Source organism: Rhodanobacter sp. UC4448_H15, assembly GCF_052978265.1.
This window is the reverse complement of record NZ_CM129665.1, coordinates 2736329-2750295: the sequence shown is the minus strand read 5'-3', so window position 1 is coordinate 2750295 and position 13967 is coordinate 2736329. Positions and strand designations below refer to the sequence as shown.

Here is a 13967-nt window from a genome sequence, read left to right as displayed (position 1 = left end):
CCTGCTGACATCCCTGTGGATGGCTGTGGCCGTGGCCCAGCCGTCCCCGGATGCGAACGCCGAAGAACTGCTCAGGCAGGCGCAGGGCCTGGAGACTTCGAACTTCGCCGAATTCTCGGTGGTGTTGCAGAAACTGAACAGCGACGCGATCACGCTGTCTCCCGACCAGCAGATGCGCGTGCGCTATCTCAACGCGTTCCAGCTCGCTTACCGTGGAGACAGCAAGGCTTCGGTACGGCTGCTCAATGACGTGATCGAGCACAGTTCGGATCCGACGTTGCAGTTGCGCGCGATTTCCACCCAGATCAACGTGTTGACGTTGTCGGCCCGTTATGAAGAGGCCTTCACCAGGCTCAGTCAACTGCTCGATCTTCTTCCTACGGTCACGGAGCGTAGAGCCCGGCAACAAGCCCTGGGCGTAGCTTCCCTGTTGTATACCGAGGCAGGCCAATACGATCTCGCGCTCAGTTATGCCGCGCAGATGCGGGATGAAAGTCCCAGTGAGGACAACGCCTGTCGGGCGGACTATGCGACGATCCTCGCGTTGCACACGAGCGGGAAGTTCCCGACCGGCGACCCAAAAGTGGCCCAGGCCATCAGCGGCTGCGTTGGTGCCAAGGAACCGATTTTTTCGGGCTTCATCCGGTCCTTTCTCGCCAGCGATGAAATCAAGCATGGACGGCCCCATCAGGCAATCAAGCTGTTGCAGGTCAATCTGGGCTCGGCCCGCGACACCCACTATCCAAGGCTGATCTCCGAGGTCAACGTGGTCCTCGCGCAAGCCTACTGGCAGACGGGCGACGTCGATCGTGCCGAGCAGGCTGCGCTTGCCGCGGCGGCGACAGCCATCAAGAACGAATATACCGAGCCGCGGACTCAGGCCTATCAAGTGCTGTACCAGATCGAAAGGCAGCGCGGCAATTTCGCGGCAGCCCTCGATTACCACGAAAAATATATGGCAGCCGACAAGGGTTATCTGAACACCGTGAGCGCCAAGTCTCTCGCCTACCAGACCGTCAAGCAGCAGGTGCTGGCGAAGAAGCTGCAGATCGACGCCCTGGCCAAACAGAACAAGATCCTCCAATTGCAGCAGGCGCTCGGTAAGAAGGCGATGGAGGCGGGGCGGCTGTGGATCATCCTGCTGGTGTTGCTGCTGTGTTCCATCGGCTTCATCACCTATCGCATCAAGCGCTCGCAGCTCAAGTTCATGAAACTGGCGCGGCGCGACGGGCTTACCGGCATTTTCAACCGGCAGCATTTCGTCGGCGAGGCGGAGCGGCTGCTGCAGTACTGCCGCAAGTCCGACCGGGTGGCCTGCCTGGTGCTGCTGGACCTGGATCACTTCAAGCAGGTCAACGACACCCATGGCCATGCGGTGGGTGACCGCGTGCTCCGGCGCGCGGTGGCTGCCTGCCAGGCGCATCTGCGCTCCACTGACCTGTTCGGCCGCCTCGGTGGCGAGGAGTTCGGCGTGCTGCTGCCCGAATGCGGGCTGGACCAGGCGGTTGCACGCGTCGAGCAGATCCGCCTGGCGATTGCCTCGGTCTCCCTTGGCGAGGACGTGCCGAACGTGGCAGTCTCGGCCAGCTTCGGCGTGGCAACGGTCGCCAACTCGGGCTATGAATTGCGCCAGTTGATGACCGATGCCGATGACGCGTTGTACGCGGCCAAGCGCGAAGGCCGCAACCGGGTCAACCTGTCCAGCAGCCGCCATGTGCAATTGAGCCTGGTCTAGCTCAGCCTCGCGGCAGGACATCCGCGCCGGCCGGCGTGGACAGCGGGACGAGTGCGGGTTACAACAGGCATTCGTTCCGGCCGGGGATTTTCCGATGCGCGCGATGAGTTCGTTCCTGTTGTTTGCCCTGGCACTGGCGGTGCTGCCGTCATCGGCCATGGCCGATGACCCTGCCACCGAGCCTGCCACGCTGGCGCCGTCGATCAACGCGACCGATTTTGCCCGCTACGAGAAGACGCTCAGTTCCGACGACTTCGGCGGGCGCAAGCCCGGCACGGTGGGTGCGCAACGCACGCTGGATTTCCTGGTCGGCGAGTTCAAGCGCATGGGCTTGCAGCCCGGCAACCACGGTTCATGGTTCCAGACCGTGCCGGCGGAGAGCACCCTGCTGCTCAATGACAAGGTGAAGCTGCAGATCGCCGCCGGCGCGCAGCACGCCAGTTTCGCCAACCAGCAGGACATGGTGGTGCAGACCCTGCAAGGAAAAGCGCAGGTCGACCTGAAGGATTCGCCGGTGGTGTTCCTCGGCTACGGCGCGGATGCGCCGAACTGGCACTGGAACGATTACGCCGGTGTGGACGTGAAGGGCAAGACGGTGATCGTGCTGGTCAACGATCCGGGCTTTGCCAGTGGCGATCCGACATTGTTCAACGGCCGCGCCATGACCTATTACGGCCGCTGGACCTACAAGTATGCCGAGGCTGCGCTGCAGGGCGCGGCGGCGTGTTTCATCGTGCACACCAGCGACGCGGCGGCGGGTTACCCATTCAGCGTGTTGCAGAACGGCAACCGCGGCCCGCAGTTGAGCCTGCCGTCGAGTGTCGATCCCGCGCCGCGCCTGCCGGTAGCCGGGTGGCTCACCCATGCCGCCGCCACGCGCCTGTTCGCCGCCGCCGGCAAGGATTTCGACGCGCTCGCGGCGGCAGCCGCGAAACCGGGCTTCAAGCCGGTGCCGCTCGGCGCGACCGCCTCGATCAGCCTCAGGAACAAGATCGACCACTTCGAATCGAAGAACGTGCTGGCCATGATCCCCGGCGACTACAAGCCCGACGAGGTGGTGGTCTATACCGCGCACTGGGATCACCTGGGCACCGACCCTTCGCGGCCCGGCCACAAGGTGTACGGCGGCGCGATCGACAACGGCACCGGCCTGAGCATGCTGCTGGAAATCGCCGGCGCGTTCGCGCAGCAGCGCACGCCGCCCGAGCGCAGCATCTTGTTCTTCATGCCCACGCTGGAGGAATCGGGCCTGCTCGGCTCGCAGTACTACGCGGCGCAACCGGTGTTTGCGCTCAACCGCACCGTGGCCGACATCGCCGTGGACGCGTTGCCGATCATCGGCCGCGCCCACGACATGACCGTGATCGGCAAGGGCCAGTCGCAGTTGGAGGACATGCTGGCCGACGTGCTGAAGGCCCAGGGCAGGGTGATCTCGCCCGAGACCACGCCGGAGAACGGTTTCTACTTCCGCTCCGACCATTTCAACTTCGCCCGCGCCGGGGTGCCGGCCATGCTGGCCAGCTCCGGCCTCGACCTGCTGGACGGCGGCGAGGCGGCCGGTCGCAAGGCCGCCGAGGATTACACCGCGCATCGTTACCACACGCCGAATGATGTATTCGATCCGGCCTGGGATTACTCGGGCATCCTCGAAGACACCCAGGCGCTGTACGAATTGGGCCAATACCTGAGCCACGCCGGCGTGTGGCCGGCGTGGTACGCCGACAGCCCGTTCAAGGCCAGGCGCGACAGGATGATGGCGCCGCCGGCCAAGCGCCAATAGTTGCGTCTCGTCAATACAAGAAACCGGCGGGCATTGCCCGCCCTACCTTCCGCTTCGCCGTTGTAGGGCGGGCACCGCCCGCCGACTCTTGCCGAGTCCCGGCAAAAAACCAACCGTGACGCGCCCCCCGCACAGGCGCTCGTTCAACGCCCCGTCGGTCGATCCAGCTTGTCGAAATGGACGATGGCATTGAGCACCAGCGGGTAGCTGCCGATGGTTTCGCCGCGCCACATCGGATTGCTGGCGAACAGCAGCACGTGGCCCTTGCCGTAGCGCGCATCGACCACGGCGGCGCGCTCGGCCATTTCGCTGCCGTGGTCGAGCAGGCCGGCGATCAGCAGCTTGTCGGCGGCGGCGAAGCGCAGGATCACCTGCGGCTGCTGGTCGGCCGGGATCACCCAGGGGTTGTTGCGCAGCTGCTCCGCGTTGAGCGGCGTGGCCTGCCATGGCTTGACGTCGGGCAGCGCCTCGGGTTCGACGGCGGCGCGTCCCTCGGGTGTGTCGGTGTCGTGCGGGCCACCGCGGCCGGTTGCGCGCTGGAAATCCTTCGCCGTCGGCAGGCCGTGGTCGCCGGTGACCAGGTTGGAGATCTTGAACGATTGCCCTTCGGCGCTGTAGATCGCCAGGTCGTCGCGCGTGTAGCTGGCGGCGATCGGGCTCTTGCGGTCGACGAACTGCGCCTGCAGCACGCTGCCGACCACCTTGAGCTTGTCGGTCGGGGTGACCGAGACGCCCGGCGCCAGGCCCACGTCGATCGCGAAGCGCGCGGTGTCCTCGGCGGTGATCAGCAGGCCGCCCTCGTGCACGAAGCGCTTCAGATTGGCGACGCCGGATTCGCCCAGGCCGGGGCGGATGTCGTCGGTGCTGTCGATGCGGCCGATGTTCGGCGTCAGTTCGGTGGTCTTCCATGGCATCGGCTCGCCCCACATCGGCAGGCCGTCGATGATGCGGCGGCTGCTGGCACCGCCGATCGGACCGAACAGGATCACGTCGTACTTCGCGCGCAGGTCGCCGAGCTTCGCCACGTCCTGGGTGCTGATGTAGTCGTACTTCACCTGCAACTGGTCCAGCGCCATGCGCCACCAGCCTTCGGTCTGCGTGCTGAGCCAGGTGTGCATCACCGCGATGCGCGGAAGTTTCGCGTGCGGCAGGTCGATCGCGGCAAGCCCCGCCGGCACGTCCACCGCCGCGTCGAGCTTGCGCATCGGCGCTTTCAGGATGGAGCTGTCGGTGACGCGCACCACTTCCACGTCGAACAGGTCGCCCATCGACCAGGCGGTGTCGTCATAGGGGTGCTGCTGCGGGTCCTTCGGCGACCAGTACTGGCGGTCGAGCAGGGTGTCGGCGATGCGCGAGTAGGGCTGATCCATGCGCACGACGATGCTGCCGGCGGGGAAACGGCGCGTGCGCGCCGGCTGCTCCTTGCCCTCATCGTCCTTCGCCGCCGGCAGGCTGACCTTGATCGGCGCCGTGCTGCGGCTCAGTTCCACGTGCTGGCGCTGCAGGATGCGCAGCAACTGCGCCTGCGAGCCGGGGCGCGCGTCGTCGGCGGGAAACACGTAGGCGGCCGGGCCGGCGTTCTGCGGTTTCTCGATCGAGCGCTTGCTCTTCAGGTAGTAGTTCTTCAGGAACAGCTGACCGTTGTCGGAAAAATACTTCAGCGCGGTGAGCAGGCCGGTCTGCTGGTAATTGTTGTTGTTGCGCTGCGACCAGGTCACCACCGGCAGCGGCGGGTTCGGCTTGTACCAGGTGCGCTGGTACTCCTCCGGTTCCAGGATGCGCTTGACGGTGTCGGCACCGTCGTTGCCGAAGGTCTCGTAGAGCCGGCTGATGCCGTTGTGCATGGCGGCGATGAACATCAGGTAGCCCGGGCTCCAGGTGTCGAAGCTGCCGTGGGTGAACACGCCGGGCATGCCGAGCTTGGTCATCTGTTGCACGTTGTCCCAGCCCAACTGCTGCCACTCGCCGGTGAGGATGGGATCGATCCAGGCGTTGTACGGGCCGTCGCCGACGGTGTTGTCGTAGAGGAAAGGCACCGACTCGTGCAGGTCGTGCAACACCTGCGCGTGCCAGCCGATGAAGGTGTCGGCGACGTTGCGGGTGAGGTTCAACGTCATCGCCATCGCGTCGCGGTTGTTGTCGTGCGCCACGTAATGGCCCCAGTACAGCAGGCGCGGATAGTTCCGGCCGGGATGGGCGCGGTGCCAGTTGTAGCGGTCCACCTGGCGGTCGCGGCCGTCCACCTCGACGATCGGCGTGATCAGGGTGATCACGTGCGAGCGGATGTGCTTGATGTAGGGCGCGTCGTCCACCGCCAGCCGGTAGGCCAGTTCCATCAGCGCGGTGGGCGAGCCGGTTTCGGTGGAGTGGATGGCGCCGGTGATGTAGTAGACCGGGGTGGACTGGGCGATCAGCGTGTCGGCGGCAGCATCGTCCATGCCGATCGTGCGCGGGTCGGCCAGCTTGGCCAGGCGTGCGTTGTTGGCATCCAGGCCGGCCAGCAGATCTTCATCGGCCACGGCGACCGCGATCATCGGGCGGCCCTCCTCGCTTTGGCCGATGGTGAACACCTTCACCCGCGGGCTGGCCGCCGCCAGCGCCCGGAAGTAGCGGTAGACGTCGGTGGAGTAGGGCAGGTAATTCGGCGCGCCGGCGATGTGGCCGAGCACCTTCAGCGGCGTCGGCACGGTAGCCGAGGCGGGCAGGTAGTCGGTCAGCGGCGAGTTGAACGAGGGATCGGTGGTGTCCTTCAGGATCTGCGCCGTGTACGCCTGGTCGACCGGTTGCGCCGGGTCACGCGCGTAGGTGATCGAGCCGTTCGGCTCGGTGGCGGCGGTGGCTGCACAACTGGCCAACGCCAGCAGGGCAAGCAACGGGATTCGACAACAAGCGGGCATGGCCATGGCTCCCCTTCGCAACGTGGCAACGGATCGTTGCACTGTGCCAGAACGCGGGCGCGCTTGCCCGGGCCGTGTCGGGGTGGTTATCAGCTGGCCGAGCCGGCCGCGGTCGGCCGCCGCCATGGCGGCGGGCGGCCGGGCCGGCTTGGGTCACTTGGTGGGTGCGGCAACCGCCGTCGGGGCGCCCGGGCCGATGCTGGAGCCGACGAACTGCACGATCTGCTGGTACAGCTCGGCCACGTTCTTCTCGTCGTAGAAGCCGTGGCCCTCGTCGGGCTGGTCGATCCAGGCGTGCGCCACGTGGCGGTCGAGCAGGGCCGTGTGCAGGCTGCGGCCCTGGATCGACGGCACGCGCTTGTCCTTGCCGCCAACCACCAGCATGACCCTGGCCTTGAGTCGGTCCAGCTGGTTGATCGGCGAGCGCCGCGCCAGCGTGTCCATGTCCGTGCCCAGCACGCGCTGCAGGTAGTTCTCGCCGGAGGTGGACTGCGGTATGTCGCCGCGCCGGTACATCAGGGCGAGGTCATACACGCCCACGTAGCCGATGGTGCACTTGTACAGGTCGGGCTCCTTCACTGCGCCCTCCAGCGCCGCGTAGCCGCCGTAGCTGCCGCCGAAGATGCAGATGCGGTTCGGATCGGCGAGGCCCTGCGCGATCGCCCAGCGGGTGGCGTCGGTGACGTCGTCCTGCATCTTGCCGCCCCATTCGAGCCAGCCCGCCTTCTCGAAGGCGTAGCCGTAACCGCCGGAGCCGCGATAGTTCACCTGCAACACCAGGTAGCCGCGGGTGGCCAGCATCTGCACGTAGGGGTCGAAGTCCCAATCGTCGCGCACGCCGTAGGGGCCACCGTGGACCAGCACCACCATCGGCAGGTGCCGGGCGGTTTCGAGCCCCGGCGGGAAGCTGGCGTAACCCTGCAACTTCAACCCGTCGCGGGCGGAGAACGCGAACGGCTGCTTGGTCGCCATCCGGACGGGGTCGATCCAGCGTTCCGTGGCCAGCAAGGAGGTGAGCTTGCCGGCCTTGCGGTCGAACAGGTAGAAGTGGCCCGGGTCGCTGTCCGCGGACACGTACAGGATGCAGAGGGCGCCGTCGCGGGTGCCGGAAACGATGCGCGCGTATTCGCCAGGGAAGTGCTGCATCAACCCCACCGCCGTCTTCGCTGCCGGCGCGTTGCCATCGAACAGCGCCACGCCTGGCCGCCCATCCTCGAAACCGACGCCGATGATCTGGTCGTCGGCCGGACCGAAGATCAGCGCGTTCGCCTCGACCGTCGGGTTGCTCCACAGCTCGGTCAGCTTGCCGGTGGCCGGGTCCCAGCGACACACCCCGAAGCCGCCCGCCTTCGGCGAGCAGCTGAAGTAGGCATGGCTGTCGTCCGCGTCGAACGCCCACGGAAAGGAGCGGCTGGCCTCGAACTCCGGCAGCTCCTTCCAGCCGTCCGCATCCACCGGGTGGGTGTACACCTTCGGGTTGCCGTTGGCGTCGAGTCCGGCGGCAAAGCGGATGCGGCCCTGGTGGTCGGCCACGAACGTCATGTCGCGACCGGGGGCGTTGATGATGGGCGCGATGTCGCCGCTGCGCAGGTCCATCCGCACCGCCCGGGACAGCTCGCCCTCGTTGCCCGAGCCGGACCAGGAGCTGATCGAGACCAGCGCGTGGTTGGGATCGCCGGGAATCGGCGCGATGAACGTCGCCGTGCCGTACTTGCCGTCGTTGCGCTGCGTCAGCCACCTCACCGAACTGCCGCCCTTGCGGTAGCCGTACAGCAGCAGCGGATTGCCGCCATCGGCCTCGACGCCGAACAGTTCGCCGGTGGACAGCGGCACGTCGTACCCACCCACGTGCTCGCCGACGCTGTACACCACGTGGGTGGGCGAAGCCCACCAGAAGTCGATGACGTCGTCTCCCTCGCGCGGGCGCACCACGTGCCCCTTCATGTCGGACAGGTGGATCAGTGCCAGCGAGCGCTGCCCCTTGACCAGGCCCATTGCCGCCAGGTACTGCCCGTCCGGAGAAATCTTCACCTCCGTGTACTCGGGATGTCTCGCCAGATCGGCAAACGACACTGGCGCAGCATGGACCACGCCCGCACAGACCAGCAACAGGGCCGCAACCTTGCACCGAATATCCATCTCTGATTCCCCCCCCCTGGACGCGACCGTCCGGATGGCGGCCACGCGATCGCTTATTTATAGCAGTCGGAGATCGCATTTTGGAAACGCAGGAACTTGCGTCCGCACCGGTGTCGACCCCGGCCACATTCACATGCCAGCCGCTTCCGCGGGCATGAGGATGCCCATCCGCCGTGCGCGATCAGCGTGCTTTGGGCTTGAGGCGAACGTAGAGCTGCTTGCGCACGATGGCGATGACCTTGCCGGAGGCGGTGGTCACTTCGGTCTCGAACCAGCGCAGCACTTTTTCGCCGCCGGCCGCGGCGACGCGCAGTTCATCGACCACGGCGGGGTCGAGTTTGAAGTGTGCGTAGACGTCCTCGTAGCCCGGCGCCACGAAGTCGATCGTGCCGGCCTTGTCCCACACGAAGTAGTCGCTGCCGAGCTGGTGCATCGCCAGCAGCATCCAGAACGGGTCGACCATGGCGAACAGGTTGCCGCCGAACTGGCTCTTGACGTAGTTGCGGTTCCACGGCCGCAGCCGCAACACCACCGTCGCTTCGGTGTAGTCCTCGCTGAGTGATTGCACGCGAATCGCGTTGACGAGGGCCGGCGGCCACAGGTTGAACAGCCGGCGAAAAGTGGAGGCGCGCATGAGGGCGATGGAATGAGAAAAGAAACATCCTACCCGAACATACGTAACGGTATGGAACGGGTGCGCACCCCGATGAACACGCAGGAGCACGCTCGCGGGCGATGCGCTTGCGCCGGGATTCGGAATTCGCAAAAAAGCTTAAAGGCATCGCCCGCAAGCGGGCTCCTGCGAGGGGATGATCGGCCTCAGAACAGCATCGAGGCCATTCGTCGCCGGTAACGCCCGACCAGCTCGGCGTCGTCCAGCGTGGCGAAGGCAGCGAGCAGGCGCTTCTTCGCCTGGCCGTCGTTCCAGTCGCGGGCCTTTTGCAGGATGGCGAGAAACTGGTCGAGGCCGGCTTCGGCGTCGCCTTCCTGCAGCAGGCGCAGGCCGAGCAGGTCGCGTGCTTCCCAATCTTCCGGGTTGGCCTCGATGCGCTGTTGCAATGTGTCTGCTGCAGGGGCGGCCGCGGCGGCGCGGGCCAGTTCCAGTTCGCTGCGCAGGCGCTGGGCGCGCGCGTCGGTGGCGAGGTTGGCGGGCAGGGCGTCGAGTTCGGCGCTGGCGGCATCGGCCTGGCCTGCACGCATCAGCGCCAGCGCCAGGTCGAGCTTGAGCTCGGCCTTGGCCGGCTCGGCGGCGATCGCCTGCTGGATGCGGTTGATCGCCGCCTCGGGCGTTTCGGCGGGAGCGTCGTCGTCGGCGATGTCGCCCTCGTCGCCTTCGAGGGCCTGCACGTGGCGGCCGAGGAACTCGCGCAGCTGGCGCTCGGGCAGTGCGCCGGCGAAGCCGTCGACGACCTGGCCCTGGCTGACCAGCATCACCGTGGGGATGCTCTTGATGCCGAACATCCCCGCCAGCTCCTGCTGCGCGTCGACATCGACCTTGCCGAGCCGGAACGCGCCGTTGAACTCGGCGGCCAGCTTTTCCAGGATCGGCCCCAGCGATTTGCACGGTTCGCACCATGCGGCCCAGAAGTCGACCAGGATCGGCGTGTCCATCGACGCTTGCAGCACCTCGGTCTCGAAGGTCTGCTGGTCGATGTCGAAGACGTGGCTGGCGCGGGTGGTATCGGTCACGGAAAGCTCCGGCGGCGGGTTGTGGATGCCCAGATCAGGGCGATGCCCAGCATATCAAGCAGCGGACGCGCGGCCTGCGCTCGCGCGCGCATTCACGAAAGATTTGCGAGAATCCCCCGATGGCCACCGCCGTACGAAACACCGATTGCCTGCATGCGCGTTCGTCCGATGCGCTGCTGATCTGCGAACACTGCGACACCGTCTATCGGCGGCGTCCGCTCGCGCGGGGCGAGGTCGCCCGCTGCGTGCGTTGCGGCGCGGAGCTGGATCGCCATCGCGCGCTGTCGGTCAATGCGCTGCTGGCGCTGATCCTCACCGCCATGATCGTGTTCGTGCAGGCCAACATCTGGCCGATCTTCACGCTCGGCCTGAACGGCCAGTTCAGCGCCACCACGCTGTGGGGCATGATCGTCACGATGTGGGAGCAGGGCGCCCAGGTGGTCGCCGTATTGGCGGCGGGCACGCTGTTCTTTTTCCCGATGACGAAGATGATGGTGATGGGCTGGCTGCTGTGGTTCGCCCGCATGGGCCGGCGTGCGCCCGGCTTTGCCCCGCTGATGGTGGCCCTGCACCGGATCGGCCCGTGGACGATGAGCGAAGTGTTCGTGCTGGGTGCGCTGGTGGCGATCGTCAAGGCGCACACCTACTTCGAGGTGGTGGCCGACCCGGGCATCTACGCCTATGGCGCGTTGACGTTGCTGATCACCATTTTCGCCGGCGTGGACATGCGCCAGCTGTGGGAGCAGACGCCGGAGCCGAAGCCGTGAGCGCGCTGCCTCGTGCCGTCGACCTGGGCCTGATCGGCTGCCGCATGTGCGGGCTGGTGTGCCGCAACGTGGCCGGCAACGCGAAGCTCGACGGCGACGGCGTGGGCGACGCGATGGCCTGCCCGCGCTGCGGTTCCACGTTGCGCCGGCGCAAGACCAACAGCTACGCGCGCACCTGGGCGCTGCTGATCGCCGGTTTCATCCTGTACATTCCGGCCAACGTGCTGCCGATCATGCGCACGGCCAGCCTCAACGACGTCGACGACAACACCATCATCAGCGGCGTGGTCGAATTGTGGACGAATGGCTCGGTGGACCTGGCGATCATCGTTTTCCTGGCCAGCATCGTGGTGCCGATGCTGAAGTTTCTCTCGCTGGGCATGCTGCTGGTGAGCAGCCAGCGTGGCAGCGACTGGGCGCGACCGCAGCGGGCCAGGCTGTATCGGCTGGTGGAGTTCATCGGCTACTGGTCGATGCTGGACGTGTTCGTGGTGGCGCTGCTGACGGCGCTGGTGCGCTTCAACGTGCTGAGTCGGGTCGAGCCGCTGCCCGGCGTCATTTTCTTCGGGCTGACCGTGGTGCTGACCATGCTCGCCTCGATGAGTTTCGATCCGCGCTTGATCTGGGATGGCAGGAACACCGATGACTGAAGACACCCGCGTCGAACCCGGTCCGCCCGCGCCCGACGCCCTGCCGCGGCCGGTGGTGGAGCAGCGCCGCTTCAAGGAGTCGCTGATCTGGCTGGTGCCCGCGCTGGCGGCGCTGGTGGGGCTTTCGCTGGTGATCCACAACTGGCTGCAGACCGGGCCGCAGGTCGTGATCAGCCTGCAGAGCGCCGAGGGGCTGGACGCCGGCAAGACGCCGGTCAAATACAAGAACGTGGTGATCGGGCGGGTCAAGAAGATCCGGCTCAGCCCCGACCGCAGCCACGTGCTGGTGTCGGTGGCGCTGGAGAAGAGCGCCGAGGGTTTCGCCACCAAGGGCACGCGCTACTGGGTAGTGCGCCCGCGCATCGGGCTGGGCGGCGTGTCCGGCATCGACACGCTGTTTTCCGGCGCCTTCATCGGCGCCGACGTGGGCGAGTCGGACGAGCAGCAGGAGCACTTCGATGGCCTGGAAGCGCCGCCGGCGGTGCGCCACGGCGAGCTGGGCCGCAGCTTCGTCCTGCACAGCGAGGACCTCGGCTCGCTGGATGTCGGCTCGCCGGTCTATTACCGGCGCATCCAGGTCGGGCGGGTGGCCTCGTACACGCTGGACAAGGACGGCAAGGGCGTGTCGCTGCACGTCTTCATCGACGGCCCGAACGACCGTTTCGTCAGCCGCTCCAGCCGCTTCTGGAATGCCAGCGGGGTGGATCTCTCGCTCGGCGCGAACGGGCTGAAGCTCAACACCCAGTCGATGGCCGCGGTGCTGGCCGGCGGCGTGGCCTTCCAGGACCCGCCCGGTCCCCACGACAGCACGCCGGCACCGGAGGACACCAGCTTCAAACTGTTCGGCGACCGCACCACCGCGATGGCGCCGCCCGACGGCGAGCCGCACTACCTGCGCATGCGCTTCGAACAGTCGGTGCGCGGGCTCGCGGTGGATGCGCCGGTGGAGTTCCTCGGCATCAACATCGGCAAGGTCGTCTCGGTGCGCCTGGACTACGACGAGAAGACGCAGAAATTCCCGGTGCTGGTGGGCGCGGTGGTCTACCCTGAGCGCCTCGGCGCCGCCTACGACAAGCTGGAAGCGATGGCCAGGGCCAACGGCCATGCTCCGGACCTGGCGCGCATGATGGGCGGGTTGATCGCGCACGGGCTACGCGCACAGGCGCGCACCGGCAACCTGCTCACCGGGCAGCTGTACGTGGCGCTGGATTTCGTGCCGCACGCCACCAAGGTCGACTTCGACCCGGCCGCCAAGCCGCTCACCATCCCCACCGCGCCGGGCAGTTTCGACAAACTGCAGGAGCAACTGGCGGAGATCGTCGACAAGCTCGACAAGGTGCCGTTCGACAGCATCGGCAAGCATGTCGACCAGGTGCTGGCCGGGCTCGACACCACCTTGAAGCAGGTCAACGGCAAGACCTTGCCGGCCTTCACCGAGACCTTGCACGGCGTGCAGAAAACCATGGGCACCGCCGATGCGGCGCTGTCGGACGATTCGCCGCTGCAACGCAATCTCGGCGCCACGCTGGAGCAGGTGCAGCGCATGTCGCGTTCGCTGCGCGTGCTGTCGGATTACCTCAGCGGTCATCCCGAAGCCCTGCTGCGCGGGCGCCGCCCCGACGACCGACCTGCCACGCCGCCCGCACCGGAACCGGCCCCGGCACAGGAGCACAAGCCATGATGCGTCACGCCATCGCGTTGCTGGCGATCACCGCCGCAGCCTTGCTCGCGGCCTGTGCCTCGGCACCGCTGCACTACTACACCTTGCTGCCCGGATCGGCGGCACCGGTGGCCGAGTCGGCGACCGCGATTGCGTTCGAGGTGCTCACCGTCAACGTGCCGGCGCAGGTCGACCGGCCGCAACTGGTCGTGCGCCAGGGCGGCCAGAGCGTGGCCCTGCTGGAGGGCGAGCGCTGGATCGCGCCGTTGGCCGACGAGGTGCGCGGCGCGCTGGCCGCCGACCTGACTCGCGCCTTGCCGGGCCGTGACGTGGGCGGCATGGCGCCCAGCGGCAAGCCGCTGTTGCAGGTGAGTCTGGACGTGCGCCGCTTCGATTCGCAGCCGGGCGATCACGCGTTGATCGAGGCAGCCTGGCAACTGCGCTGGCGCCACGACGGCAAGCTGGCCACGCAGGCATGCAGCAGCCGCATCCGCGAAGCCGTGGGGCCGGGCTACGACGCCCTGGTGCAGGGCCACCAGCAGGCGCTGGACCAGCTGGCGGAACAGATGGCGGGAGTGGCGCGCGCGCTGGCATCCGGCCAGCCGGCCGCCTGCCCGGAAGGCTGAGTCGGCCGCTCCTGCGTGAATGCC

General features: G+C 66.9%; 10 protein-coding genes. 6 read left to right on the top strand and 4 right to left on the bottom strand.

The features are described from left to right. Positions 1–31: 31 nt before the first annotated feature. Both ACVCMI_RS12625 and ACVCMI_RS12620 read left to right on the top strand, forming a co-directional pair. Entirely contained in the window at positions 32–1735 is a 1704-nt protein-coding gene (locus ACVCMI_RS12625) for a GGDEF domain-containing protein (RefSeq protein WP_447098595.1), read from the top strand. A 94-nt stretch (positions 1736–1829) separates the two neighbouring features. Further along, on the top strand, positions 1830–3515 hold the full coding sequence (locus tag ACVCMI_RS12620) for a M28 family peptidase (RefSeq protein ID WP_447098596.1): 1686 nt from the start codon (positions 1830–1832) through the stop codon (positions 3513–3515). Positions 3516–3658: 143 nt separating this feature from the next. Here ACVCMI_RS12620 and ACVCMI_RS12615 read toward each other — a convergent pair whose 3' ends face one another. The 4 genes from ACVCMI_RS12615 to trxA all read right to left on the bottom strand — a co-directional run bounded on the left by ACVCMI_RS12615 (position 3659) and on the right by trxA (position 10240). Next, positions 3659–6418: a M14 family zinc carboxypeptidase gene (locus ACVCMI_RS12615; protein ID WP_447098597.1), complete on the bottom strand. Its 2760-nt coding sequence runs from the start codon at positions 6416–6418 to the stop codon at positions 3659–3661. A 147-nt stretch (positions 6419–6565) separates the two neighbouring features. Continuing rightward, entirely contained in the window at positions 6566–8443 is a 1878-nt protein-coding gene (locus ACVCMI_RS12610; RefSeq protein ID WP_447098598.1) for a prolyl oligopeptidase family serine peptidase, read from the bottom strand. A 289-nt stretch (positions 8444–8732) separates the two neighbouring features. Next, positions 8733–9185, bottom strand: coding sequence for a DUF4442 domain-containing protein (locus tag ACVCMI_RS12605; protein ID WP_395119278.1), 453 nt, complete (start codon positions 9183–9185; stop codon positions 8733–8735). A 185-nt stretch (positions 9186–9370) separates the two neighbouring features. Continuing rightward, positions 9371–10240: a thioredoxin gene (gene trxA, locus ACVCMI_RS12600; RefSeq protein ID WP_447098599.1), complete on the bottom strand. Its 870-nt coding sequence runs from the start codon at positions 10238–10240 to the stop codon at positions 9371–9373. 119 nt (positions 10241–10359) lie between these two features. On the opposite strand from trxA, the gene ACVCMI_RS12595 reads away from it, so the two are divergent. Genes ACVCMI_RS12595 through ACVCMI_RS12580 form a run of 4 tightly spaced genes read left to right on the top strand, consistent with a single transcriptional unit; the run spans position 10360 to position 13943 of the window. Further along, on the top strand, positions 10360–11007 hold the full coding sequence (locus ACVCMI_RS12595) for a paraquat-inducible protein A (RefSeq protein ID WP_395119276.1): 648 nt from the start codon (positions 10360–10362) through the stop codon (positions 11005–11007). Continuing rightward, positions 11004–11657 carry a paraquat-inducible protein A gene (locus tag ACVCMI_RS12590; protein ID WP_395119275.1) on the top strand — a complete coding sequence of 218 codons (654 nt, stop codon included), beginning with the start codon at positions 11004–11006 and terminating at the stop codon, positions 11655–11657. Before ACVCMI_RS12595 ends, ACVCMI_RS12590 begins: the two co-directional genes overlap by 4 nt. Continuing rightward, positions 11650–13338, top strand: a complete 1689-nt coding sequence (locus tag ACVCMI_RS12585) for a PqiB family protein (protein ID WP_447098600.1) — start codon at positions 11650–11652, stop codon at positions 13336–13338. The genes ACVCMI_RS12590 and ACVCMI_RS12585 overlap by 8 nt, the downstream gene beginning before the upstream one ends. Further along, positions 13335–13943 carry a PqiC family protein gene (locus ACVCMI_RS12580; RefSeq protein ID WP_447098601.1) on the top strand — a complete coding sequence of 203 codons (609 nt, stop codon included), beginning with the start codon at positions 13335–13337 and terminating at the stop codon, positions 13941–13943. Before ACVCMI_RS12585 ends, ACVCMI_RS12580 begins: the two co-directional genes overlap by 4 nt. Positions 13944–13967: the final 24 nt, after the last annotated feature.

What these genes read in the sequence shown, in the direction of transcription:
- ACVCMI_RS12620 (WP_447098596.1), top strand. Translation starts at nt 1,830, where the DNA reads ATGCGCGCGATGAGTTCGTTCCTGTTGTTTGCCCTGGCACTGGCGGTG.
- ACVCMI_RS12615 (WP_447098597.1), bottom strand. Translation starts at nt 6,418, where the DNA reads ATGGCCATGCCCGCTTGTTGTCGAATCCCGTTGCTTGCCCTGCTGGCG.
- ACVCMI_RS12605 (WP_395119278.1), bottom strand. Translation starts at nt 9,185, where the DNA reads ATGCGCGCCTCCACTTTTCGCCGGCTGTTCAACCTGTGGCCGCCGGCC.
- ACVCMI_RS12595 (WP_395119276.1), top strand. Translation starts at nt 10,360, where the DNA reads ATGGCCACCGCCGTACGAAACACCGATTGCCTGCATGCGCGTTCGTCC.
- ACVCMI_RS12585 (WP_447098600.1), top strand. Translation starts at nt 11,650, where the DNA reads ATGACTGAAGACACCCGCGTCGAACCCGGTCCGCCCGCGCCCGACGCC.
- ACVCMI_RS12580 (WP_447098601.1), top strand. Translation starts at nt 13,335, where the DNA reads ATGATGCGTCACGCCATCGCGTTGCTGGCGATCACCGCCGCAGCCTTG.